Source organism: Paraburkholderia hospita, assembly GCF_002902965.1.
Classification (GTDB): Bacteria; Pseudomonadota; Gammaproteobacteria; order Burkholderiales; family Burkholderiaceae; genus Paraburkholderia; species Paraburkholderia hospita.
On record NZ_CP026105.1, the window covers coordinates 1,601,450 to 1,624,734 of the forward strand.

Sequence of the window (23,285 nt, forward strand, 5' to 3'; positions counted from 1 at the left end):
AGAAGCATGAACAAGGGCATCACCATCAAGGCGCGAATCGGCCTGACGATGGCTTTTCTCGCCGCGTTGCTGGTCGCGATTGGCCTTCTCGGGCTGTTCGGCCTGAGCCGCTCGAACGAATCGATGCGCGACATGTACACGAACCAGATGCCGAGCGCCGTCGATATCGGCAACGCCGAGATTTACGCGGCGCGCGAGCGTCTCGCGCTGGATCGCGCGGCGTTCATGATCGGCACGCCGGAAGCGGCCTCGACGCTGGAGCGCGCCCGTTCGATGCGCACGTTGTCGGATGAATGGTGGAAACGTTATCTGTCGCTGCCGCGCGAAAGCGAAGAAGATCGCCTCGCGCAGGAAGCCTCGGGCAAGCGGGACGCGCTGCATCAGGTGATGGAGTCCTTCTACGCAATCGTTAGCGCAAACGATCAACCGAAAATCCTCGACGGCGCGAAGCGTCTGCAAGCCGCCTATAACGACCTCTCCACGGCCGACGACACGCTGCGCAAATACCAGTTCGAACAGGCAAAAGATGGCTTCGACAGCGCGCAGTCGAGCTTCTCGACGTTCCGCGTGTTTAGCATCATCGGACTCGCCGCGGGTGTGCTCGCCGCGCTCTTTTCGTACTTCACGCTGCGCGGCGCGATTGCAGGGCCGCTGTCGGAAGCGCTCGGGCACTTCGACGCGATCGCCTCGGGCGATCTGCGCCGTCCCATCGTCCCGACCTCGCGTGACGAAATGGGCCAGCTGATTGAAGGCATCGGCAAGATGCAGCGCAGCCTGACGGAGACCGTGCGGTCCGTGCGTTCGGGCAGCGAGTCGATCGCGACGGCCACGCGCCAGATCGCGGCGGGCAATATCGACCTGTCGTCGCGCACGGAAGAGCAGGCGTCGGCTCTGCAGGAAACGGCATCGAGCATGGAAGAGCTCACGGGCACCGTGAAGCAGAACGCCGACAATGCCCGCCAGGCGAGCGCGCTCGCGGCGAATGCGTCGGATATCGCCAATAAGGGCAGCTCGGTGGTCGGCCAGGTGGTCGGCACGATGGGCGACATCAACCAGAGCTCGGCGAAGATCGCGGACATCATCGCGATCATCGAAGGCATTGCGTTCCAGACCAACATTCTCGCGTTGAACGCGGCCGTCGAAGCGGCCCGCGCGGGCGAGGAAGGCCGCGGCTTCGCGGTGGTCGCGGGCGAAGTGCGCAGCCTTGCGCAGCGCTCGTCGGCGGCGGCGAAGGAGATCAAGGAACTGATCGATACGTCGGTCGAGCGCGTGCAGGTGGGCTCGGCGCTGGTCGACGAAGCGGGCCGCACGATGACGGAGATCATCAGCGCGGTGCAGCGCGTGACGGACATCATGGGCGAAATCGCCGCGGCATCCGAGGAGCAGAGCAGCGGCATCGACCAGGTCGCACGCGCTGTCACGCAGATGGACGAAGTGACGCAGCAGAACGCGGCGCTCGTGGAGGAAGCGGCGGCGGCTGCGTCGTCGCTGGAAGAGCAGGCGGCCAAGCTGCGCACGACCGTTTCCGTGTTCCAGGTCGACGAATCGGGCGGGGGCGGCGCATTTGCCGCCACGCCGGCGAAGCGCGCCACGCGTCACGCCGCGCCCGTCAGCGCGCGCCGCAGGGTCGCGCCGTCGATGCCCGCGGTGAACCCGGCGCCCGCCGCGCCGGCCGCTGCGTCCGCATCCGCGCCCGCCCGTGCGGCAGCGGCGCCGCAAAAAGTGGCGGCGACATCGGATGCGGATTGGGAAACTTTCTGACGCACCAAAACTGGGCTTGCGAGGCGGCATGCACCGCCATGCGTGAGCGAGCGCTTCGTCCGCTGGCGCGGACGGTTGCGTAGTGATGCAGAACCGGGGACGACTGCCCATGCCAGGGCAGTCGTCTTTTTCTTTTTGGCGCACGCCGAACCCGACCCGGCGCGTAATTGTTCCGGTACATTGACGAACGCGGTGGCGAACCGGCCGCCCGATGTCGTCATGCATCGTCCCACGCCGCATGACAGCATGCAGACCGTATGACGTGAAGGCCGTGCGGCAACCCTCGTCGTGGCCTTTGCGTTGCCGCAACGCCATGCGCCGTTGCATCTGCCTCGCCACGCCACGCCCCAACAGCCAACAGGGAAACGACATGACGGATCATGACCTCGCGCAACGCCTCGTGCATGCGCGCCGCCAGCACCGCGCCATCGGCACGCTGCCGCTCGACACCCTTCCTCCCGATGCCGCCACGGCCTACGCGATCCAGCAGGCGGTGATTGCGGGCCTGGGCGGCACGACGGGCGCCTGGAAAATCGGTGCCAAAGCGCCGGGCGGCTCGACCTCGGGTGCGCCGATTCCGGCTGCGTTGACGGTCGCGTCGCCGGCGCGGCTCGAACATGGTGCATTTTTCCGCGTGCTGCTGGAGCTGGAGGTCGCGTTCCGCTTTGCCGAGCCGATCGAGCCGCAAGGCCAGGCCTATGCGCGCGATGAAGTGCTCGCGCGCGTCGGTTCGGTGCTGCCCACCATCGAGATCGTCGACAGCCGTTTTGCCGAATGGCCGAACATCGCGCCGCTCGCGCAACTCGCCGACGCCCAGAACAATGGCGCACTGGTGACGGGGCATCCCGTGCCTTATGCGTCGATCGCGCGCTCGTTCGATTTCGTTTCGCCCGAGCTCGAACTGACGTTCGACGGCAAGTCGCTCGTGCCCGAATCGCCGGGCAATCCGGCAGGCGACCCGCGCGAGCTGCTGGTGTGGTTCGTCAACCATTGCGCGGCCATGGGTATCACGATCGAACCGGAATGGACCATTACGACGGGCTCGTATGTGGGCGCGCATCGCGTCGATGGCCCGGGCCGCGTATATGGCCATATCGACGGACTGGGTGAAGTCGAAGTCGAGTTGACGTAAACCACTAACGTACCACTGCGCGTCGAACGCCACCTTCATCCCACCCCATGCGGCAGCGGCACGTCGATGACGTTCCGCTGCATGCGCATGCACCCATGCCCGCCTGCACCGGCACTGTCGACCATGAACGGCAGGCGAAGACGGGCGAACATCTGGTTACATCCATCTATTCAGATACGCGCTGCACACGTCGTCATACAGACATGAACGAGCGTGCATGCTGACCCTGCGCACATCATGGATTTTGACGTCGCGCAACGTTTGCGACGTCGGGAGCATGCAGTCGTGCGTATGCAGGTTTGCGTTGAACGAAATGACATACGCGCTGACGAACAGCAGGAAATGCGCGTTGGCGCACATGCGAAACATGTAACACAGCGAGCGCGCTGTCGTCGCAAGCACCGATGCGCGCGTTATGGCGGAAAGGACGGCAGCGACGCTGTCGAAGCATGAAGCATCGCGACGATGGAAGTGAGTCACATGCACTGCACGTACATGCAAGACGAAGTAATGTGTGGACGTAATGTGGTCAGGCAGACAGCGTGCTACGTGGGTCTTTTGCGAATGTGCGTAAAAGTGCAGGAAACGGTAATGCAGGAAACGCGAGTGCAGGGAACGCGAGTGCAGGGAACGCGAGTGCAGGGAACCGCGCGATGCCACATGGTTCGTACGTCATGCGACAGATGAAGTGCGGGGAAGGAACGCAGGATGCAATGCAGCACTGCCGGTCATATTCCGCGCGGTGTGGGCAATGATTGTAGGTGACCGAATTTGCGTCATCAAGCAGGGGTAGGACAGTGCTAGCTGTGGCGCGATTTTCACAACGTAGTTCGTGAAAAAAAATTTAAAAGGGTTTAGGATGAATTCGAGCGATGTCGTTTCCTGATAGCGCGCCGCGCACGACATCGTCCCAGACTTCGGCGAGGAGGTAGCATGGATATCTACAGCAGTTTCGCGACCCGCTTCGAGAAAACACGAGAGGAGGAACTTTCGCTCGAGGAGTATCTCGCGCTCTGCAAAGAAAATCCCGCCGCGTACGCCACGGCCGGCGAACGCATGTTGACGGCAATCGGGGAACCGGAACAGATCGACACTCGTAACGATCCGCGCACTTCGCGCATCTTCGCGAACAAGGTCATCAAGGTATACCCCGCGTTCCGTGAGTTCTACGGAATGGAAGACGTGATCGAGCAGGTGGTCGCCTACTTCAGGCATGCTGCCCAGGGGCTCGAAGAAAAGAAGCAGATTCTGTATCTGTTGGGCCCGGTGGGCGGCGGCAAGTCGTCGATCGCCGAACGGCTCAAGCAGCTGATGGAACGCGTGCCGTTCTATTCGATCAAGGGTTCGCCCGTCAACGAATCGCCCCTCGGGCTGTTCGATTATGACGAGGACGGTCCTATCCTCGAAGAGCAGTACGGCATACCGCGCCGCTACCTGAAGAACATCCTCAGCCCGTGGGCGGTCAAGCGTCTGCACGAGTACAACGGCGACATCCGCAAGTTCCGCGTGGTACGCCGCTACCCATCCATCCTGCGGCAGATCGGCATTGCGAAGACCGAGCCTGGCGACGAAAACAATCAGGACATTTCGTCGCTCGTCGGCAAGGTCGATATCCGCAAGCTCGAACAGTATGCGCAGGACGATGCGGATGCATACAGCTATTCCGGCGGCCTGTGCCTCGCGAACCAGGGCTTGCTCGAGTTCGTCGAAATGTTCAAGGCGCCGATCAAGGTGCTGCACCCGCTGCTCACGGCCACCCAGGAAGGCAACTTCAAGGGCACGGAAGGCTTCGGTGCGATCCCGTTCGACGGTGTCATCCTCGCTCACTCGAACGAGTCCGAATGGAAGGCGTTCCGCAACAACCGCAACAACGAAGCACTGCTCGACCGTATCTTCGTCGTGAAGGTGCCGTACTGCCTGCGCTACTCGGAAGAGATGAAGATCTACGAGAAGCTGCTGCGCAATTCGTCGCTGTCCAACGCCGTGTGCGCGCCGGGCACGTTGAAGATGATGTCGCAGATGTCGGTGCTCACGCGCCTGCAGGAACCGGAGAATTCGAGCCTCTTTTCGAAGATGCAGGTGTATGACGGCGAGAACCTGAAGGACACCGATCCGAAGGCGAAGTCGTATCAGGAGTATCGCGATTTCGCGGGCGTCGACGAAGGCATGACGGGTGTGTCCACGCGCTTTGCGTTCAAGATACTCTCGCGCGTGTTCAACTTCGACACGACGGAAGTCGCGGCGAATCCGGTGCACCTGATGTACGTGCTCGAACAGCAGATCGAGCGCGAGCAGTTCCCGCCGGAAACCGAGCAGAAGTATCTGTCGTTCATCAAGGACGTGCTCGCGTCGCGTTATGCGGAATTCATCGGCAAGGAGATTCAGACCGCGTATCTGGAGTCGTATTCCGAGTATGGGCAGAACATTTTCGATCGCTATGTGACGTACGCCGACTTCTGGATTCAGGACCAGGAGTTCCGCGACCACGACACAGGCGAGAGCTTCGACCGCGCGTCGCTCAATGCCGAACTGGAGAAGATCGAGAAGCCTGCCGGTATCAGCAACCCGAAGGACTTCCGCAACGAGATCGTCAATTTCGTGTTGCGCGCGCGTGCCGCGAACGGGGGCAAGAATCCCGCGTGGATCAGCTATGAAAAGCTGCGCGTCGTGATCGAAAAGAAGATGTTCTCGAATACGGAAGAACTTCTGCCCGTCATCTCGTTCAATGCGAAAGGGTCGGCGGAGGAACAGCGCAAGCACGAGGACTTCGTCAACCGCATGGTCACCAAGGGCTATACGCCGAAGCAGGTGCGGCTCTTGTGCGACTGGTATCTGCGGGTGCGCAAGTCGTCATGAAATGCGTAGCGCAAAGCTCGCTCGAACGGGTTCGCTTCACCCGGTTCGCGCGAGCCTCCTGCGAGGCGCGAGCCGCATGGACATAAGGTTGCATGCGCAACTTGCGCCCCGCGTATTCCAAATCGGAGCGGGAGACTGGATGTGCTTCATCAAATCATCGACCGCAGGCTGGCAGGCAAGAACAAGAGCATTGCAAACCGCGAACGCTTTCTGCGTCGCGTAAAGGGATACATTCGGCGCGCTGTTTCGGAAGCGGTGCGCGACCGTAGTATCAAGGATATTCAGAACACCCAGAGCATCACGATTCCGCGCAAGGACATCGCCGAGCCTTCGTTCCGGCATGGTCCGGGCGGCAAGCGCGAAATGGTGCACCCGGGTAACGCCGACTATATCCGCGGCGACAAGATCCAGCGTCCGCAAGGAGGCGGCGGCAGCGGCGGCGGTGGCAGCGCCAGCAACGAAGGCGATGGGCAGGACGATTTCGTCTTCGAACTGAGCCGCGAAGAGTTCATGCAGTACTTCTTCGACGATCTCGAACTGCCGCGTCTCGTGAAGACCCATCTGCTTGCCGTGCCGACGTGGAAGAGCATTCGCGCGGGCTGGGCTGCGGAAGGCACGCCGAACAACATCGACGTGGTGCGTTCGCTGCGCAGCGCGTTGGGCCGGCGTATCGCGCTCGGCGCGCCACTCGTCAATGAACTCCACGAACTCGAAAAACAGCTCGAAGAGATGAAGGCGGACCCCGCCGACCGTCGCGACGAGATCAAGGTGCTCGAAGACGAGATCCATCATCTGCGCGGCCGCATCTGGCGCATTCCATTTATCGACCCATTCGATCTGCGTTACGTGAACCGCGTGAAGCAGCCGCAGCCGTCCAGCCAGGCCGTGATGTTTTGTCTGATGGATGTGTCGGGGTCGATGGACGAGCAGCGCAAGGATCTCGCCAAACGCTTCTTCATCCTGCTGTATCTGTTCCTCAAGCGTAACTACGAGAAGATCGAGGTGGTGTTCATCCGCCACCATACGCGTGCCGAAGAAGTCGACGAAGACACGTTCTTCCATTCGACAGAGAGCGGCGGCACGGTCGTGTCGAGCGCGCTGGAACTGATGCAGAAGATCCTCGACGAACGCTACTCGCCTACTGAATGGAATATTTACGGCGCACAGGCTTCGGACGGCGACAACTGGACCGACGACTCGCCGAAGTGCCGCAAGATACTCAGAGATGACATTCTCGAGAAGGTGCGGTATTTTGCGTACATTCAGGTGACGCCTGAAGAGCAGAACCTGTGGCTCGAATATGCGCAACTCGCGCTGTCGCAGCCGCATATGGCGATGAAGAAGGTCGAAACAGCGGCGGATATCTATCCCGTGTTCCGCGAGCTGTTCGAAAAGCAGGTGGAAGCCGCATGACGACTCGTCACCTGCACAACGAGGCGCGAGGGTACGAGCCCGAGCGTAAGAAAGGCGTGCCGAAGCAGGGTAAGGCCGGGCATGCCGAGGCGAACACGGCACACGCGCAGGACGCGCGTGCGCCCGATGCCGGAGCAGGCGTAGTGCCTGACGCAGCTGCAGCACGGGGACCCACCGGGGCGCCCACCAAAGGGCAAAGGGAAGTCCGTATGAACGTTGCCGACAGAAGGCCGTTGCCGTGTCCGTCCGACTGGACCTTCGAGCTGATCGAAGAGTACGACACTCACATCTCGCATGTTGCGGAGCAATATGAACTTGATGTCTATCCAATCCAGCTCGAGCTCATCAGCGCTGAACAGATGATGGACGCGTACGCGTCCGTCGGCATGCCGGTCAATTACCGGCACTGGTCGTTCGGCAAACACTTTCTCGCCACTGAAAAAAGCTACAGACGCGGGCAAATGGGCCTCGCGTATGAGATCGTCATCAACTCCAACCCCTGCATCGCGTATCTGATGGAAGAGAACACGATGACGATGCAGGCGCTCGTCATCGCGCACGCGGCCTATGGGCATAACTCGTTCTTCAAGGGGAACTACCTGTTCCGTCTGTGGACGGATGCGCACGCGATCATCGATTACCTCGTCTACGCGAAGAACTACATCGCGGAGTGCGAAGAGCGTTTTGGCCTCGACCGCGTCGAGGAACTGCTCGACTCGTGTCACGCGCTGATGAACTACGGCGTGGACCGCTACAAGCGTCCGCAGAAGCTGTCGCTGCAAAAGGAGTTCGCCGCGCGCCGCGAGCGCGAAGCCTATCTGCAGTCGCAGGTGAATGAATTGTGGCGCACGCTGCCGAATCGTCACACGCCGCTGCCCGAGGAAGTGGACGAGCGCTATCCGCCGGAGCCGCAGGAGAACCTGCTGTATTTCGCGGAAAAGAACGCGCCGCTGCTCGAACCGTGGGAACGCGAAGTCATCCGGATCGTGCGCAAGGTTGGTCAGTACTTTTATCCGCAGCGTCAGACGCAGGTGATGAACGAAGGCTGGGCGACGTTCTGGCACTACACGCTGCTCAACACGATGTACAACGAGGGCAAGCTCGAAGACGGCTTCATGATGGAGTTCCTCCATTCGCACAGCAATGTCGTCTATCAACCGCCCGTGACCAAGCCGTATTACAGCGGCATCAATCCGTACGCGCTCGGCTTTTCGATGATGAGCGACATTCGGCGCATCTGCGAGAGCCCGACGGAAGAGGACCGCAAGTGGTTTCCGGAGCTCGCGGGCAGTCCGTGGTTGCAGGCGCTGCATTACGCCATGCGCAATTTCAAGGACGAGAGCTTTGTCGCGCAGTATCTGTCGCCGCATCTGATCCGTGAAATGCGGCTCTTCTCGGTGCTCGACGATGATATGCGCGATGCGCTCGAAGTTTCCGCGATACATGACGACAGCGGGTATCGGTATGTGCGTCAGGCGTTGTCGCGGCAGTACGATATGCATCATCGCGAGCCGAATATTCAGGTGTATTCGGTGAACACGCGCGGCGATCGTAGTCTGACGTTGCGGCATTTCATGAGCGATAACCGGCACCTGTCGGGTGATAGCGATGAAGTGCTCAAGCACATGGCGCGGTTGTGGCAGTTTGATGTGTACCTGGAAAGTGTCGATGAAAACGGCACGGTGAGGAAACGCTACGAATGCCGTTATACGGCGCCTGCCGTGCGGGTCTGAGTGGATCTTTCCGGCTGGCTTTGCCTTCGTGGCGCGGCCGGTTTGGTTGTTCTGGCGTTTGCGGGCATTCTGCTTTTGCCTTTATGCCTTTTCGCTGGCATCCGCGTTGCGGTGTCTGCCATTCAAGCGTCGCCCCTGTGCGGGGCGGCACCTACTTTTCTTTGCCGCCGCAAAGAAAAGTAGGCAAAAGAAAGCGGCTAACACCGCCAGTTCTAGTTCTTGCCTGAGGGCCCCCAAACGGTCCCGCGCTTCACACGGCAACCACGTGACTCATGTTTGTTGCCAACGCTCTCTCTGTGCGCCTCACCCGCTTCACGCACCCGCGTTGCAGCACACCGCGCCAGACATTCCTCTGCCGCCCAGGTGGCAAACTGTGTGTAGGCCGTAGCACTGCACACGCCTCACTTCGGACCCGATAGCGCGCGCATACCTCCATGTAAGAGCGCCAAGCTATACGACGCGACAACCTACACACAGTTTGCCACCTGGGCGGCAGAAACCATTCGCTGCCGCTAGCACGTGTGCGGGTGTCTGAAGCGGGTGAGGCGTTCATTCGAAGCGTTGGCAACGAGCACTAACCAGGGCACTGCCGTGTGAAGCATGGGGACGTTGGGGGCCCGTGGATAAGAACACGGGCTGGCGGTGTGAGCCGCTTTCTTTTGCCTACTTTTCTTTGCGGCGGCAAAGAAAAGTAGGTGCCGCCCCGCACAGGGGCGACGCATGAAGCACGAAGGCAAAACGCGGATGCCAGCACAGGGGCGACGCATGAACGGCAAACACCGTAACGCGGATGCCAGCGAAAACACGAGCAAACCAAACCAAACCAAACCAAACCGCTCACGCAACAAACCCCCGCATCGCGAATGCCAAAAAACCCTCCAGAACCGCACCCACGTGCCGTTATCCAACGATATCCGTTAAGATACCGACCGCGCAAAACCTTACATATCTATAGAATCTCGCACGCGTGCTGCAACCCGGTTGCAACGAGACCGAAACCTGGATGCAAACCAGGTTGGAGCGCAAAACAAAGCGGCGTTCGACCGCTAAAACCTTAAGAAGGGACCGACCCAGCATGACCGACACGACCATCTTCACTCCCTCCGACACCCGGCGCCGCATCTTTGCGATCGTCGGCGCTTCGTCGGGCAATCTCGTCGAGTGGTTCGATTTCTACGTCTACTCGTTTTGCGCGCTGTACTTCGCGCCGGCGTTCTTTCCGAAGGGCGATACCACGGCACAGCTGCTGAATACAGCGGGCGTGTTCGCCGCGGGCTTCCTGATGCGCCCGATCGGCGGCTGGTTCTTCGGGCGCCTCGCGGACAAGCGCGGTCGTCGCTTCGCGATGATGGTGTCGGTGTTCATGATGTGCGGCGGCTCGCTCGTGATCGCCATGCTGCCGACCTATGCGCAGATCGGCGCGCTCGCGCCCGCGTTGCTGCTCGTTGCGCGCCTGTTCCAGGGTTTGTCGGTGGGCGGCGAGTACGGCACCAGCGCAACCTACATGAGTGAAGTCGCACTGAAGGGCCGTCGTGGATTCTTCGCGTCGTTCCAGTACGTAACGCTGATCGGCGGCCAGTTGTTTGCGCTGCTCGTGCTCGTGATCCTGCAGCAACTGCTGACGACGGAAGAACTCAAGGCCTGGGGCTGGCGCGTTCCGTTCGTGGTCGGCGCGCTTGCCGCGCTGGTCGCGCTGTACCTGCGCCGCTCGCTCGACGAAACGACCACGGCCGAGACGCGACAGCGCAAGGAAGCGGGCACGCTGCGCGGCATGTGGAAGCACAAGGGCGCGTTCTTCACGGTGCTCGGCTTCACGGCGGGCGGCTCGCTGATTTTCTACACGTTCACGACCTACATGCAGAAGTACCTCGTCAACACGGCGGGCATGCACCCGAAGACGGCCAGCAACGTGATGACGGGCGCGCTCTTCGTGTACATGATCATGCAGCCCGCGTTCGGCGCGCTGTCGGATCGCATCGGCCGCCGTCAGTCGATGCTGCTGTTCGGCTTCTTCGCGACGATCGGCACGGTGCCACTGCTGCACGCACTGAAGGACGTGACGAGCCCTGTGATGGCGTTCGTGCTGGTGGTGATTGCACTGGCTATCGTGAGCTTCTATACGTCGATCAGCGGCCTCATCAAGGCCGAGATGTTCCCGCCGGAAGTGAGGGCGCTCGGCGTCGGCCTGTCGTATGCCGTTGCCAATGCGATCTTCGGCGGCTCGGCGGAATATGTCGCGCTGTGGCTCAAGCAGGCGGGCAGCGAATCGATGTTCTACTGGTACGTGACCGTGCTGTGCGCGATTGCCGGCCTCGTGTCGTTCCGCATGCGCGATCCGTCGAAGGTAGGCTACCTGCGTAACGAGCCGTGATGCGTGCGGTCTGAAGCGCGAGGCTGAAATGCAAAAAGCGGCTCTTTGAAAGAGCCGCTTTTTTTTATGGTGCTTTTGACTGCTGCGCGATGCGCGCGAAAGACGCTCAGGGGAAGCGCGGCGCCGAAGGCGGCAGTCCGCCGCGCGACCTCATCGCGATGAACGCGCGCGCGATCAGCGACAGGTGATAGTAGAACCGCGTGTCGAAACCATATGCATACGCATACGGATGCTCGAACGCCACGCGCAGCGCCGCAAACGGCGCGTCATTCTTCGCGTACAACGACACGACGATGGGCGCGAGCCTTCGCAGCGCGAGCCGGCGAGCCGGTTCAAGCGACGCGTCGAGTTTGAGTGCCGTCACGAACTCGAAGGCCGTCCGCGAAGCGGCGAATGTCGAGCCGCGCGTGCTGTGCGAAATCGATACGTCTGTCTTGCGGTAGTACGACACATAGCGATGCAGGTAATACACCTGTGAAGCGGCAAGGCACAACTCCGAGCCGAACACGTAATCGCAGCACATGCCCACATCGTCGCGATAGCTGATGCGCTTGACGAGATCCGCATTCGCCATCCAGCCGTTGTTCGGGAACATCTGCACGAGACCCGTGCGTCCCGGCTGCTTTTGCAAGCCTTGCGCGAGCGCCGTGCGATGGAAGTCGGCATTCAGCGCCGCGCTTTTCGACGTATCGACGTTGCCTTGCACATCCACTTCATACTGGTCCGCGAACGCGACTTCGAGTTGCGGATGCTGCTTCCACAGTTCCAGCAGACTCGCGATGCCGTCGTTGGCGAAGTAGTCGTCGTCGTGAATCAATGCGATCTTGTCGCCGCTGGCGCGCGCGAAAAGACTCGCGACGTTGCGCGCCTGGCCGAGCGATGGCTCGTTCCTCACGTAGCGAATGCGTGTGTCGTGCGCGTAGCGCGCTTTGATGAGCGCTTGCGTGCGGTTGTCGCTCGAATCGTCGCCGATCAGGATTTCGATGTTCGTATGTGTCTGAGCCAGACACGAGTCCAGACATTCGACGATCAGCTCAGGCCGATTGCAGGTCGGGACGCAAATGGAAACCTTGCAGGATGTCGTCATTGTTTTCCGCTCGCTCCATTAAACCGAAGGCAGCGAACGCTTCACATTACGAAATGTTTCGCTGCAAGCAGCAAGGTAGATGAAGGGCGTAGAAAAATAACCAGAAATAATTCAGTAAAAAATGCAGGGCGCGTCATGTAGAACGGCAGACAATTCGCGCGACGCGTCGAAAAAAATACGGCGGCCCTGCAAAATGTGCAGGCCGCCGTATTTCTTGCCGCAAATGACCGCGCTCGCGCGCGATTTGTATCAGAGCCGATATCAGCCGATATCAGCCGACGGGAGGCTCGCCCTCGCCGGATTTCTTGCCGGGGCGATCCGCTGGCGACTGCTTGCGGTCGTCGTCGTCACGCTCGGGCATCTTGCTGTTTTCGTTGTCGCCATGAACCGGGGGTTTTGGGTGTTCGATGTCGCCGCCCGGGCTGGTTGTGGCTGCTTTTTGCTGCTTTTCGCTGCTCATGAGACTCTCCCTCCTGACAATGCCTGTCGATGATCGAGCAATTGCCGCTCCCGTCCCGCCATTGATAGACTCATCGGCAGGCGCCAACCATTAAAAACAGCCTGACGGAGACAAGCTATGAGCAAAATCGCGTTTCAGGATTTCGAACGCCAGGTCTTGCAACGCCACATGATCCGCGGACATGTGTACGAGAATGCCGCCGCGCTCGTCGATCGCGCGAACGCGTGGCTTGCGGAGCACAACGTCGATGTGATCAACATCGAAAGCCTGTCGACCTTCGGTTCGGGCGACGATACGAGCGTGAGCCACTGGTATTCGGGTATCCGCGTCTGGTATCGGGTCGAGTAGCGTTGCGGCGCGGGCCGCTTTTCGCCGTCCGCGCTTCTTGTCCGCTACTTGCCCGAGACCACCAGCTTCACCTTGTTCGCGCCGGCGGGCATCGCGGTGATCTGCGTGCGCGTTTCGCGCGGACCGAGATAGAAGTGCTGACGCGCAGGCGAATTCACGTCATGCGTGGCGTCGGGCAGGCACGAGGCAATGTCCGCCGCGACGGCCTGCAAGGCAGTCATACTCGACCCTGCGCCGCCGCTCGGCGTCCATGAGCATTCGTAGCTGCCTTTGGCCGCGCCGCATTGCGCGTCGGCGCCGTAGGGCTGCGCGACGCCTTTGCCGTCCTCCGGCGTCAGTTGAGTAAAACCCGTGGGCGCGGCCGCGACGATGCGCTTGAGCGCCGTGCAGGGGCTGGGCGCGTCGTCGGCGCGCGCCGAGAGCGGCATCAGCGTCACGGCTGCTAGCGCGGTGATGGTGAAGATCCGTTGGATCGGATGGATGCGACAGGCGCGTCGGCTCGGGTGCATGTGCGTCTCCTTGGCATGGATGGCTGCGGAGCATGCGTTGGCAGCCGATCTGCCCAGCACTGTGCAATGAACGCGCCTGATCGCTCTCGCGCACCGGAAGCGCCCGGGTGGCACGGAGCGGCGCGTCGATCACAGGAGAAGCACGACGTCAGGCCGTCACTTCGTGATGCTCTTCGCGCTCGAGCGAGCGCGTGCGGCGCAATTCCGGAAACAGCTTCATCCACAGCAGCGCGATCGCGATCGTTGCGCATCCGCCGATGAGCACGGCTGTTTGCGCACCCCACCAGCCCGCCGTCACCCCCGACTCGAACTCGCCGAGCTGATTCGACGTGCCGATGAACAGCGAATTGACGGCGCTGACACGACCGAGCATTTCGTCGGGCGTGCGCAATTGCACGAGCGACAGCCGCACGACCACGCTGATCACATCCGATGCGCCGAGCGCCATCAGCGCGAACAGCGACACGATGAACGAATGCGACAGTCCGAACACGAGCGTTGCGATGCCGAACGCGATCACGCCGCCGAACATCGCCGCGCCGGGCCGCTTGCGCAACGGGAAATGCGCAAGCCAGATCGTGCCGCCGAGCGCGCCGACAGCCGACGCTGACCGTAGCAGGCCGAGGCCGAGCGGCCCCGCATGCAGCACGTCGCGCGCGAAGATCGGCAGCAACGCGGTCGCGCCGCCGAACAGCACCGCAAACAGATCGAGCGACAGCGCACCAAGAATCACCGGCTGGCTACGGATGAAACGCACGCCCGAGAACACCGATTCGAGCGTCACGGGTGCGCGCGGCACGGGCTTCGTGCGCAGCGGGATCGTGCTGACGGCAGCGGAAGCCAGCGCGAACGACAGCGTGCACGCGAGATACGCCGCGGCTGGCCCGATGCCGTAGAGCAGGCCGCCGAGCGCCGGCCCGCCGATCTGCGCGGCCTGGTTCGCGGAGGTGGCCCACGCGGTCGCCTGCGAGAGCTGCGCGCGCGGCACGACACCCGGCAACAGCGACGCGACAGCGGGCGACTCGAACGCGCGTGCCGCGCCGACACAGGCGGCGAGCACGTAGATCACGGGCGCGCTGATCCAGCCGCCGAACGTGCCCCACGCGAACAGGGCCGCCGCCACGCATTCGAGCCCCTGGCAGATCGACGCGATGCGCCGCCGGTCGTAGCGGTCCGCGACCTGGCCGACGACGAGCGTCAGCACGAACATCGGCAGAAACTGCGCGAGGCCGACGAGACCGAGCGCGAATGCGCTATGCGTGAGCGCGTAGATGTGCCAGCCCATTGCAACGGCGAGCATCTGGAACGACAGCGACGACAGCACGCGCGTACACCAGAAACGCTGGAACGGCGTCTGTCGAGGCAGGCTGATTTCGGGAGCGCGGTCGGCGTCGCCGACGAGCTTGTCGAATGCATGAGCGGCGGTGGGGGCGGTGGTCGGGCTGACCTGTTCGCTGGTGTCGGCGGGTGGTGTTTTCATCGATAGATGGATCGTCGTCCCATATAGCGGGCACGATTTCCGTCGTGCATGCGTGCCTGCGCTCAGGCACCGCATTTGCACGCGCATTGGCGGAATGGCTCAACGGAACCGCGTGTTCTGTCGAGACTTCGTTCGGGCCGCCAGTGTAGAGCAAGTCAGCCGCGCTTGCCGCGTCGCACCCGAAGAGGTCTGGCATGACCCGTTACGCGGCATTACGGTGACGTTGCGCTGCACTTTTCAAACGACCTATATGAACCCTTGAACTATGGATGATCTGCTCGCCCGTATGTTTCACCTCCAACCGTCGCTGCTCGTAACGCTCACGCATGACCTGATGCATGCGGGCATGGCGATTCTGATCCTGATTGCCGGCTGGTGGCTGTCCAACCGGCTCGGCGCGCTGCTGTCGAAGGCGATGTCGCGCACGCACGCGGACCCGACGCTCGCGCCGATGATCAACGCGATCGGCACATGGGCCGTGCGCGTGCTCGTACTGTTCGCAGCGCTCAGCGAAGTCGGCGTCGCAACGGCAAGCGTGCTGGCTGTGCTCGGCGCGGCCGGTCTCGCAATCGGCCTTGCGCTCCAAGGGACGCTGCAGAATATTGCAGCCGGCATTATGTTGCTGATGCTGCGGCCGTTTCGAGCCGGCGACGTGATCGAAGGCACGGGCGCGACGGCGGGCATCGTGCGCGAAGTGGGGCTTTTCACGACGCGTATCGAACGCAGTGACGGTAATGCCGTTTTCGTGCCGAACAGCCAGATCTGGAGCAATCCCGTGATCAATTACAGCAGCGGCGGCACGCAGCGCGTCGAGGTGAAAGTCGACATTGCGCAGCGCAAGGACGTCGCCTGCGCGATCGAGGCGCTGAGGAAGATGATTACCAGCGATCCGCGTGTGCTGGGCGGCGCGACGCTCGCGCCTGTCGTGACGGCAGCGGATCACCGGCGCGGGGCTGGCGCGGTGGTGCGGGTCGCCGTCTGGGTCAGCGGCTCGGACGCCCAACTCGCCGCCGATGATATGCGCGATCGTGCGCGGATCGTGCTGGAAGAGGCGGGCTGCAAGACGGGCGACGCGACCCGCGGGCAGCGTACGGAGACGATGCGTGCGCGTCAGTCGGAGACGCCTTTCGCCTGATTGACAATCCTTCGGCAGGCACCGTTTGACATCGGGCAGACGCGCCTGATCATCCGCGAGCCTCAACCCTGCGCCAATCGGCGCACGGCACGCACCTTTTAATCGCCACATCTGCCCGTTTTCTGAGTCTTTCCCCCGCTACATTGCCTCTTTTCCAAGCCAGGCGGCACGCACGCGAGCGTGCATTTCCGCACTGGCATGTTGCAAAGCCGCAATTCTGCCTAGGTATAAACCCTAGTATTGAGATAAAATGCCGGCTTAAAGGAAGAGATAGCCATGTCGCCCCGTTTTCAGATCTTTGAAAAAATTGCCTTTTCGCTGGTCGTGATGTCCGCCGTGCTGTGCTCCGGCTATATCGCGTGGGAAACGTCGCCCGGTTTCCAGGACGCCGTGCACGCGAGCGCCGCTGCCGTGCGCTGGAGCGGCGACTACTCGTTCATCTGCGCTTCGACGGCAACCAACGCCTGCGATCAGCTGCCCATCGACTGACTCCTCGACGCCGAACGGCATACGAAGCTGGCGCGTCTCTCGGCGCAGGCCAGCGAGCAGCGTCGCGTAATTTTCACTCCTTCCGTCCGTCTTTTTTTCAACGCGCCCGCCGGTCATCCGGCCTGAGCCGCGTCCCGTCTCGAACATGCATCAGGAATGCAGCTTGCTTTCAATTAAGCGGCTGGGCTTCGTCTGTCGCTACGACACGCGGCCCGTTCCATCGAAAGCCGTCGTCGCCGTCCGTCGATCATCATGATCCGGACTGCACGGTGTAGAACAATTCCGATGCATTCAGGAGCCGCGCCATGACGTCCGCCACCCGCTATGAAATGCAGATCCTGCAAACGGACATGCGCATGCTGATCGCCGTCGACGACACTGCAATCGAGTTCATTCCCGGCACGACCGTTGGCGGCGGCATCGCGGGCAAGCCGTACGCCGTGCTGCACACGGATTCGCTCGCCACGCTGAGCGGCTGGCGCGAGGTGATGCAGGCAGGCGGGCGCCCGCATCGGCTCGTCAATAACGCCTATGGCTACCGTCAGGAAGTCAACAATCCCGACTGGTAAAGCCACCGTCGCCACCGTCCGGACGCGCGTCACCGCGGCCACGCGGCGCGGCGCGCTTCGGTTCCGCTTCGGCTCATCTTTCACCGCTGAACGCGGCGCATGCTGACGATCCTGCTCACGGCCGTGGTCACGCTCGTCGTCGTGCTCGCGGTCGCCAATCTGTCGACGGGCGAAAAGAAGATCGAGCACAAGATCGAGCGCCGGTACGGCAGCGACGATCCCCAGTTCATCCGCTCGATGGGTCTGCTGCTGGGCCCGCCCGTCACATCCGGCAACCGCTTCGACGTGCTCCTCAACGGCGACGAGATTTTTCCGTCGATGCTCGAAGGCATTGCGAGCGCGCAGAAAACCATCACGTTCGAAACGTTCATCTACTGGTCCGGCGCGATCGGCGAGCAGATCGCCAGCGCGTTGTCGGAAAAGGCACGCGCAGGCGTTGCTGTGCATGTGCTGCTCGACTGGGTTGGATCGCAGAAGATGGATCGGCACTATCTGCAGATGCTCAAAGATGCAGGCGCTGAAGTGATCCAGTACCACAAGCCGCACTGGACCGGGCTTGGCCGCATGAACGACCGCACGCACCGCAAGCTGCTGGTGATCGACGGACGCATCGGCTTCACGGGCGGCGTCGGCATCGCGCAGGAATGGACGGGACATGCACAGGACGACATGCACTGGCGCGATTCGCATTTTCGCGTGACGGGGCCGGTGGTCGGACATATGCAGGCCGTCTTCATGGACAACTGGATCAAGGCGACCGGCAAAGTATTGCATGGGCCCGACTATTTTCCTGAAACGGAAGAAGTGGGCGATGGCCTCGCACACATGTTCAGCAGTTCACCGTCGGGCGGAAGCGACGACATGCAGTTGATGTACCTGATGGCGATCACGGCGGCTACGCACTCAATCCATCTCGCGAGCGCCTATTTCGTGCCCGACAAGCTGACGATCAACGCGATCGTCGAAGCTGCGAAACGGGGCGTCGATGTGCGGATCATCACACCCGGCAAGCACATCGACACGCATACCGTGCGCGAGGCGTCGCGTGCATGCTGGGGGCCGCTGCTCGAAGCGGGCGTGCAGATGTTCGAGTACCAACCGACGATGTTCCACGTCAAGCTACTCGTCGTCGATGACTACCTGGTGTCGGTCGGCTCGACCAATTTCGATTCGCGCTCGTTCAAGCTGAACGACGAGGCCAACCTCAACATCTACGACGAGGCGTTTGCGCGCCGTCAGACGCAGATCTTCGCCGACGATCTCGCGAAGTCCAAACGCGTGACGCTCGACGACTGGAACAGGCGACCATGGACCAGGAAACTCGTCGATCGCGCGGTCGCGCTGCTCGATTCTCAGCTTTGACGTGCGCGGGTGTTCGAATGGCGCCCGTATGATCGGCGCGTGGCGGCGGACGCATGCATAGGCGGCGCGCGCTCGGGTGGATCGCCTGCGGGCGGCTCCTGGCTGGGCGGCGCGCGGTCCGGTTCGCGCCCGGGGATGGGCGGTGAGCGCGGGTCCGGGTCGGGATCGTCGTCGGGCGGCGGCGCCGGATCGGGTTCGACCTCGGGTGGCATCGGCGTATGCAGGCGACTGCCGGTGCGAGTCGGTGAAATAGAAAACATAGGAAATGCGGTCTGGTTCATCGTGTGGATCTCTCGAAAGCAGTTCGATACATCGATGAATTCCGCAATGCATGTGCCATCCATCCGCGCATCACGATGCATGCGTCGGGAACCACCGCCTGCACGATAGTTCGACGCGCACGATAGTGCATCGTGCTAGAACCGCTCGATCATCCCGATCTGCACGCCACGAACGGGCGCCCCCGGATAAGCGACGGGGATGCCCGTCACGTTCACGCCGCGCAGCGTGAAGGTGGCCTGTCCGCGATTTTCGAGGTCGGCGGCGCTGAGATAGAGCAACAGCGCCTTCGATACCTGATAGTCGAACGCGATGCTGAACTGATCGGCGTCGTTGTCACCGCCGCTGCGGTCGCGCGCGTGCGCGTAACCGACGGATGCACTCGCTTGCGGCGTGATCTGCCATAGAGCGGACACCGAGAGCCCGTCGTCGTGATAGCGCGGCGTTCCGCCGTCGCCGTTGAAGTACGCGACGAAGCCTGTGAGCGCGCCCCACTGGTACGACGCGCCCGCGAAGTTCGCGCGCAAGGCGCCGTCGCCATGTGTCTGCTGGTGCGCGTAGAGCAGCTTCATGCCGTCGAGCGCCCACTCGGCTGTCACGTAGTAGCCGCCGATGCCGTTGCCGTCACCCGGATCGCGCAGCGCAACCATACCCGTCGCGCTGAAGCCACCGATGGTCGGCGACAGATAGGCGAACGCATTGTCGGTATAGGGCGTGATCTTCGACAGGTTGTTCAGTCCGGATGCGATCGTGCCGGCGCCGAAGGCGTCGAGTTGCCCCTTGAACGGAATGTAGAGGGGCGAATACTGCCGGCCGGCGCGCAACTCGCCCCACGCGCCGTGCGCACCGATCCATGCCTGCCGGTTGAAAATGCTGCCCGGCACCGAGAACGCGCCGCTTGCCGAATCGAAGCCGTTCTCCAGTGTGAAGACGAGGCTGTTGCCATCGCCGAGCGGCTCGCTACCGTGCAGGCCGAAGCGCGTGCCGCGATACGCGCCCGAGTCCATGCGCGCGACATAGCCGCTGCCGGGATTGGTCACTTCGATGCTGGTGTCGATCAACCCGTAGAGCGTCACGGAGCCTTGCGCACGGGATGGCGACGCAGCGACGAGCAGACAGACGAGGGCGAGCAGACGGCACACGGCAACGAGCGCTACAAAGCGTCGCCGCGAAGGGGAGCATGGATCAGGAAGCGGCAGCCGGCTGGACGTGACGGACGTTGGCATCTCTCGGGCGATTGTTATGGAGTCGCGAGGGCGCAACGCCATCGACGACACTGCCGCATGCAGATACCAGCGAATACTAACCGAACCTCACCAGCGCAAGGCGCACTACATGTTCGTGTAAGAACTGCACCAGCCGCCGCCCGCCACCTGCTTCGTCCCGAACAGCGTGCAGCCGCCCCATGCATCCGTGGGACTGCCCTGGAACAGCGAGCAGTTGTTGCAGGTCTGCCCGGCCTGGTAGGCTGGAAAGCGCGCCTTGTCGACTTTCGTTGCGGCGCTCACGTAGCCGACCGCTTTCGCTGCGGGATCGCTTTCGCTCAGCTTGTCGTCGGCGCGTGCGTCGCGGCTCGCGGCGAGCGCTGCGCACAGGCCGACGGCGGAGCCGAGGCCCACGACGATGAACTCACGCCGGGTTGTTGTCATGATCGGTCTCTGGTGGGCGAGGCGGTGAGGCAGATGTGAAGGACGGCATCGGCCGCCGCTGATTGATCGCGGCGAACACGGCCATCAGCAGCACGAATGCGAGCACGAGCAGGCTCGCGTTGAGCAGCGCGCGTTCGTAGCCAAGCTCGCTGACGTTGATGAACGGATAAGGATAGAAGTCCGACTGCGCGCCGCGCAACATGGTCAGCGCGAGATAGCCGAGCGGGAACACGAGCCACCCCAGCAGATGGCGCAGCGTTAGATGAAAGCGCGGCACGAACAGCAGCCAGTAGAGCGCGGCGAGCATCGGCACGACGGTGTGCAGGGTTTCGTTGAGCAGCATGCGCCAGCCCGACGGCGTCCACAGATGGCGCAGCAGCAGGTTGTAGGCGACGCCGACGAACACGATATAGCAGGTCACGGCCGTCACGACCGTGGGTTGCCGGAAAAAGCGCACGAGCGGCGGGCTGCGACGCGTGAAGCAGGCGACGCAGGTGAAGCACAGCGCGCAAGTGAAAATGGTCAGATTGGTCAGATAGCTGGTGAGCCGTTCGATGCCGTCGATCACGCCGAAGCCGCGCGACAGCATGCGATGCACGGTGATGTCCGTCTGCGCGGCGAACGCGAGCCACGAAATCAGCGCGATCGACATGGCGAGCGCGACGGATGCAATGCTCGGCGCGTGCAGCGGCAACTCCGGCTCGATGATGCCGGGCGGTGGCGTATCTCGGCGCACAGCGGGGGACACAGGCTTCTTCATGCGTCGATTCTATACGCGTGAAGCGTCACGTGCAGACGCTGTGCGTGTCGAAGCGCAGCCGGACTAGCAGCCGAAATCAGTCAAAAAAAGAGCCGGTCCGCAGATTGCTGCGGCCGGCCCGTTACATCGTCCCATCATCGTCCGACAGGGACGCAGAAACTCAATGCACGATATCAGTGACCGTGGCCATCATGGTCATCGTGACCATGGTCATGATCGTGATCGTCGTCATCGCGGCCGCAGACGTTGTCATGATCGTGATCGCGGCCGTTCTTCGACACGCCCGGCAGGCGCTGCGCGACATAGTCGGGCAGATCCGACGTGTCGATCGCGAACACGAAGAACTGGTTCGGATTCGCGATACCCGACGGATGGTTCGTGTCGGTGACGGTCGCGATGAAGTCGTTGTCGTTCGCGACGTAGAGCGTGTGCTTCTTCACGCCGCGCACCGTCACGTCCGGGCCGAACGCGATGCCTTCGATCTTCGCGGGAATGTCGTTCGCGTTGTAGCCGTGGGCCGTCAGCGCCGCGACGATATCGAGGAACAGGGTCTTCTTCACTGCAAACGGCGCGAGGCCGCTTGCGCCGCTTGCCTGGCTCACGTCCGCTGCGCCCGTCAGGTCGATGTGATTGATCTGCTTGAACACAGCCGTCGAGTTGTCGCCGAGACCCTTGCCGTCGCGCTCGTCGACGAGCAGTTCGTGATCGTTGATCGCGAGCACGTCGCTGATGGTCGGGTACTTCGGCTTGGACGCCGTGCCGATGTTCGTCAGCTGATACGCGTATTGCGTCGTGCGGCCCGTGCGGATGTCGATCTTCACGATACGCGTGTACGGGGCGTCCGTACCGCCGTCCTGAATCAGCGGGCTTTGCATCGCGCCGAACAGCGTGGTGCCGTCGGGCGAGATCGCGAGACCTTCCATGCCCTTGTTCGCGACGCGGCCCGACGTGTTGATGCTGATCTCGTCGTTGCCGACGGGCGAGAGCGTCGACACAGCGAACGTATCGGGCAGCTTGTACGTCGCAATGCGGCGGCCGCTCTTGCGGTCGAAGCGATAGACGTAAGGGCCGTATTCGTCGGAGATAAATACACTGTCGCCGTCGTTCGCGATGCGGATGCTTTCGGGATCGAAGCGGCCATCGAGCGGATACGTCGACAGATGCGTCGGATCGAAGTTGTCCGAGCGGCCCGTGAAGTAGTTCGTGTGGTTGTCGCGGTTGAGCTTCGGCGCGCCGTTCGGCACGCCATACGCGGCGCCCGTGCCATAGACGAGACGATCGGACGTATGCAGCAGCGTCGTGTCGACGAGCTTCGGCGTCAGCGTGAACGGCAGCGACGCACCCTTCGGCGCGTCTTCCAGGTGCAGACGCAGCGTCTGGAAGCGGTTGATGTACGACGCGGTGTCGTCGATCGCCTTGTTGTACGAGATCGCGTTCGGGCCGCGATCGGGCACGGCGAGGAACGTATGGCAACCCGCGTAGCCGATACCTGAGCCGAGACCGCCGAGCAGGTTGCCAGGCGCACCGTTTTCGAGCTTGCCCGACGTCTCCTTCGACTTGTCGAGCAGATTGCCGTCGAGCTTGCCGATGGCGATCAGATCGACGGAGGCGTGAGCGGCGGGAGCAGCGGCGAGCGCCGCAAGCGAGGCGATGGCACCGATCATGGTGCGGGTGAAGAGCGATGAGCGCAGCACAGGAATGTCCCTTGGAGGATCAATGCGATGGAGGCGGCGCCGGGCGCGTACGGCAAAAGAAAGCAGACTGGCGACCGGACGCAAGGTTTCTTACTTTTTATTTCCGGGGACCGATACTGCGTGACATGTATGTCCGAATTGTGACGGCGCGCCGGCGTGGGGCGCGCTGTGTGCGCAAGCGCACATTCGCATGAGCAA

General features: G+C 62.2%; 21 protein-coding genes. 12 read left to right on the forward strand and 9 right to left on the reverse strand.

All coding sequences use genetic code 11. From position 1 onward, the window contains the following. The first annotated feature begins 6 nt into the window (after positions 1-6). The 7 genes from C2L64_RS07170 (at position 7) to C2L64_RS07205 (ending at position 11,266) form a co-directional block, all read left to right on the forward strand. Positions 7-1,761, forward strand: coding sequence for a methyl-accepting chemotaxis protein (locus C2L64_RS07170; RefSeq protein ID WP_090836040.1), 1,755 nt, complete (start codon positions 7-9; stop codon positions 1,759-1,761). A gap of 370 nt (positions 1,762-2,131) precedes the next feature. Then, entirely contained in the window at positions 2,132-2,893 is a 762-nt protein-coding gene (locus C2L64_RS07175; RefSeq protein ID WP_086910160.1) for a 2-keto-4-pentenoate hydratase, read from the forward strand. A gap of 933 nt (positions 2,894-3,826) precedes the next feature. Continuing rightward, a complete protein-coding gene (locus C2L64_RS07190) occupies positions 3,827-5,749 on the forward strand; it encodes a PrkA family serine protein kinase (protein ID WP_007586951.1) in 1,923 nt (640 codons plus the stop codon). A gap of 141 nt (positions 5,750-5,890) precedes the next feature. Next, complete coding sequence (locus tag C2L64_RS07195) at positions 5,891-7,162, forward strand: YeaH/YhbH family protein (RefSeq protein ID WP_007586952.1); 1,272 nt, start codon at positions 5,891-5,893, stop codon at positions 7,160-7,162. Beyond that, positions 7,159-8,895: a SpoVR family protein gene (locus C2L64_RS07200; RefSeq protein WP_007739090.1), complete on the forward strand. Its 1,737-nt coding sequence runs from the start codon at positions 7,159-7,161 to the stop codon at positions 8,893-8,895. Before C2L64_RS07195 ends, C2L64_RS07200 begins: the two co-directional genes overlap by 4 nt. Positions 8,896-9,615: 720 nt before the next feature. Then, a complete protein-coding gene (locus C2L64_RS53085; protein WP_143055707.1) occupies positions 9,616-9,816 on the forward strand; it encodes a hypothetical protein in 201 nt (66 codons plus the stop codon). 154 nt (positions 9,817-9,970) lie between these two features. After that, positions 9,971-11,266, forward strand: coding sequence for an MFS family transporter (locus tag C2L64_RS07205; RefSeq protein ID WP_007586954.1), 1,296 nt, complete (start codon positions 9,971-9,973; stop codon positions 11,264-11,266). A gap of 106 nt (positions 11,267-11,372) precedes the next feature. On the opposite strand, the gene C2L64_RS07210 is transcribed toward C2L64_RS07205, so the two are convergent. Further along, positions 11,373-12,353: a glycosyltransferase family 2 protein gene (locus tag C2L64_RS07210; protein WP_090836041.1), complete on the reverse strand. Its 981-nt coding sequence runs from the start codon at positions 12,351-12,353 to the stop codon at positions 11,373-11,375. 271 nt (positions 12,354-12,624) lie between these two features. Next, a complete protein-coding gene (locus tag C2L64_RS07215; RefSeq protein ID WP_090836042.1) occupies positions 12,625-12,813 on the reverse strand; it encodes a hypothetical protein in 189 nt (62 codons plus the stop codon). A 117-nt stretch (positions 12,814-12,930) separates the two neighbouring features. On the opposite strand from C2L64_RS07215, the gene C2L64_RS07220 reads away from it, so the two are divergent. Continuing rightward, a complete protein-coding gene (locus tag C2L64_RS07220) occupies positions 12,931-13,161 on the forward strand; it encodes a hypothetical protein (RefSeq protein ID WP_007586962.1) in 231 nt (76 codons plus the stop codon). 44 nt (positions 13,162-13,205) lie between these two features. Here the strand turns inward: C2L64_RS07220 and C2L64_RS07225 are convergent, their stop codons facing one another. After that, positions 13,206-13,670: a hypothetical protein gene (locus tag C2L64_RS07225; protein WP_007744588.1), complete on the reverse strand. Its 465-nt coding sequence runs from the start codon at positions 13,668-13,670 to the stop codon at positions 13,206-13,208. Between the two features lie 148 nt (positions 13,671-13,818). After that, positions 13,819-15,150, reverse strand: coding sequence for an MFS transporter (locus C2L64_RS07230; protein ID WP_244144592.1), 1,332 nt, complete (start codon positions 15,148-15,150; stop codon positions 13,819-13,821). Between the two features lie 265 nt (positions 15,151-15,415). Between C2L64_RS07230 and C2L64_RS07235 the strand changes: the two genes are divergently transcribed. The 4 genes from C2L64_RS07235 (at position 15,416) to cls (ending at position 18,705) form a co-directional block, all read left to right on the forward strand. Further along, on the forward strand, positions 15,416-16,285 hold the full coding sequence (locus C2L64_RS07235; protein WP_090836043.1) for a mechanosensitive ion channel family protein: 870 nt from the start codon (positions 15,416-15,418) through the stop codon (positions 16,283-16,285). A gap of 276 nt (positions 16,286-16,561) precedes the next feature. After that, positions 16,562-16,774, forward strand: coding sequence for a hypothetical protein (locus tag C2L64_RS07240; RefSeq protein ID WP_042315252.1), 213 nt, complete (start codon positions 16,562-16,564; stop codon positions 16,772-16,774). 305 nt (positions 16,775-17,079) lie between these two features. After that, positions 17,080-17,343, forward strand: coding sequence for a hypothetical protein (locus tag C2L64_RS07245; protein ID WP_007744583.1), 264 nt, complete (start codon positions 17,080-17,082; stop codon positions 17,341-17,343). 99 nt (positions 17,344-17,442) lie between these two features. Further along, positions 17,443-18,705 (forward strand): cardiolipin synthase, encoded by a 1,263-nt coding sequence (gene cls, locus C2L64_RS07250; protein ID WP_079485204.1) that lies wholly within the window; start codon positions 17,443-17,445, stop codon positions 18,703-18,705. Here cls and C2L64_RS07255 read toward each other — a convergent pair. The 5 genes from C2L64_RS07255 to C2L64_RS07275 form a co-directional block, all read right to left on the reverse strand. After that, positions 18,696-18,986, reverse strand: a complete 291-nt coding sequence (locus tag C2L64_RS07255; RefSeq protein ID WP_090836061.1) for a hypothetical protein — start codon at positions 18,984-18,986, stop codon at positions 18,696-18,698. The genes cls and C2L64_RS07255 overlap by 10 nt on opposite strands. A gap of 135 nt (positions 18,987-19,121) precedes the next feature. Continuing rightward, positions 19,122-20,210 carry a porin gene (locus tag C2L64_RS07260; protein WP_244144593.1) on the reverse strand — a complete coding sequence of 363 codons (1,089 nt, stop codon included), beginning with the start codon at positions 20,208-20,210 and terminating at the stop codon, positions 19,122-19,124. Positions 20,211-20,315: 105 nt separating this feature from the next. Then, the gene (locus tag C2L64_RS07265; RefSeq protein ID WP_079499718.1) at positions 20,316-20,633 is read right to left on the reverse strand and encodes a high-potential iron-sulfur protein; all 318 of its coding nucleotides are present in this window, start codon (positions 20,631-20,633) and stop codon (positions 20,316-20,318) included. Then, positions 20,614-21,393 carry a Pr6Pr family membrane protein gene (locus tag C2L64_RS07270; RefSeq protein WP_090836045.1) on the reverse strand — a complete coding sequence of 260 codons (780 nt, stop codon included), beginning with the start codon at positions 21,391-21,393 and terminating at the stop codon, positions 20,614-20,616. Before C2L64_RS07270 ends, C2L64_RS07265 begins: the two co-directional genes overlap by 20 nt. Before the next feature lie 173 nt (positions 21,394-21,566). Next, on the reverse strand, positions 21,567-23,087 hold the full coding sequence (locus tag C2L64_RS07275) for an esterase-like activity of phytase family protein (protein ID WP_063749118.1): 1,521 nt from the start codon (positions 23,085-23,087) through the stop codon (positions 21,567-21,569). Positions 23,088-23,285 lie beyond the last annotated feature (198 nt).